Origin of the sequence: Nesterenkonia sp. PF2B19, from assembly GCF_001758425.2 — a bacterium.
GTDB lineage: Bacteria > Actinomycetota > Actinomycetes > Actinomycetales > Micrococcaceae > Nesterenkonia > Nesterenkonia aethiopica.
Window position 1 is genome coordinate 1 of sequence record NZ_MDSS02000120.1, and the last position, 1,783, is coordinate 1,783.

The 1,783-nt window shown below is 68.8% G+C and carries 2 protein-coding genes; one reads left to right on the forward strand and one right to left on the reverse strand.

What is annotated here, in order from left to right; genetic code table 11:
- On the reverse strand, positions 1-1,561 hold a 1,561-nt coding region (locus BCY76_RS17175; protein WP_237090256.1), incomplete at its 3' end, for a PTS mannitol transporter subunit IICB.
- Here BCY76_RS17175 and BCY76_RS19760 point away from each other — a divergent pair.
- On the forward strand, positions 1,560-1,703 hold the full coding sequence (locus BCY76_RS19760; protein WP_237090257.1) for a hypothetical protein: 144 nt from the start codon (positions 1,560-1,562) through the stop codon (positions 1,701-1,703). The two genes, BCY76_RS17175 and BCY76_RS19760, sit on opposite strands and share 2 nt — an antisense overlap.
- Positions 1,704-1,783 lie beyond the last annotated feature (80 nt).

Consider the following 1,783-nt stretch of genomic DNA (forward strand, 5'->3'; position numbering starts at 1 on the left):
CGGAGTGGATGCGGACCGGTCCAAGGTCAGGATCCCGCCGGTCGCCGCGCCTGCGGGCTCGCCTCGCTGCCGGTGCCGCAGCTCCGGCACCCACCGCAGCAGGCTGGGCGCTGCCGACCTCGGCCCGGCTGCGGACCAGTTCGACGACCTCGTCGTACTCCGGAGCGTCCATGAAGCTCTCCACGGAGACGTGGATGGCCTCCGGCTCCTGCCCGCGGGCTCGGTCGGTGAGCTGCTGCTGGGTGATCACCAGGTCGGTGTCACCGGGCAGGGCCGCCACGGCCTTGTTCGTCACTGTGACGTCCTCGATCCCGGCGTCCTTGATCTTCTTGCGCAGCACCGACGCTCCCATCGCGGAGGAGCCCATGCCGGCGTCGCAGGCGAAGATGATGGAGTTGATGCGGCCGGCGGCCTCACCGGAGGCGGCCTGCGCGGCCAGGCCGGCGAGCGCCGCGGAGGACTTGCCCTTGGCGGCCTCGGTGCGGGCCACGGCGTCGGAGAAGGAGTCCTCGGCCTGCAGGTCCCGCTTGCGGCTGGCGAGCAGAATGAACGCGGCGATGGTGAAGCTGACCGCGGCGGAGAGGATCACCGAGAGGCTGACACCGAGGTAGGAGTCCGAGGCGGTCTGGATGAGCACGGCGAAGATCGAGCCCGGCGCGGCAGGTGCCCGCAGGCCCGAGTCGAAGAGCGCGTTGGTGGCCACACCCGTGGCGCCGCCGCCGATGACGGCCAGCAGCAGGGCCGGCTTCATCAGCACATAGGGGAAGTAGACCTCGTGGATGCCGCCGGCGAACTGGATCAGCGCCGCACCCGGAGCTGTGGCCCGGGCGGCCCCGACGCCGAAGACGGTGAAGGCCATCAGCACGCCGAAGCCGGGGCCGGGGTTGGCCTCGAGCAGGAACAGGATGGATTTGCCCTCCGCCGCGGCCTCGGAGATGCCCAGCGGGGTGAGCACGCCGTGATTGATGGCGTTATTGAGGAAGAAGACCTTCGCGGGTTCGATGATGATCGAGGTCAGCGGCAGCAGACCGTTGTCCACCAGGAACCGCACCGCAGCACCGAGGACGTCCATCAGGGCGTTGACGATCGGCGCCAGGGCGAAGAAGCCGACCACGGACATCAGGAACGCCACCAGCCCGGCGGAGAACATGTTGACCAGCATCTCGAAGCCGGCCCGGATCTTGCCCTCCCACAGGGCGTCCAGGCGCTTGATCACCCAGGCGGCGAGCGGACCCATGATCATCGCGCCGATGAACATGTGGATCTCGTTGATGTCGTCCACACCCTCCGGCAACGCCGCATTGGCCTGCGCGATGAGGAAGTCCGAACCGATGATCACACCGAAGGTGGCCGTGGCGCCGACGACGGCGCCGCGGACGTCGTAGATCATCTTGCCGCCCTGGACGGCGATCAGGATGGGCAGCAGGAAGTGGATCATCGGGCCGATGATCTCGCCGAACGCATCCGTGGCCGCCGTGCCCTCGGTGAACTCGTTGACGTTCACGATCACGGCGGTGATGATCCCCCAGGCGATGAGCGCGGGGATGATGGGCATGATCATGCCCGAGAGGAAGGAGCCGAACTTCTGGACCCCCACGCGCAGACTGCCCGGTGAACTGCTCTCCGAGCTCTGCGCCGCGGGCGACGTCGACGTCGTCGTCATGGCGTATGCCTTTCGTCAGGTGCCCCGTCGGGGCGAGTGATGTGGGTGGATGAGAAGTGAGGTCAGCGGGAGCCGTCGGCGAGCGCCGCCCGGGCCGCCTCGCGCGCGTCCTGCGCGCCG

Excerpts from the sequence above, each read along its gene's own strand:
- BCY76_RS19760 (WP_237090257.1), top strand. The coding sequence starts at position 1,560 with ATGCCCGAGAGGAAGGAGCCGAACTTCTGGACCCCCACGCGCAGACTG.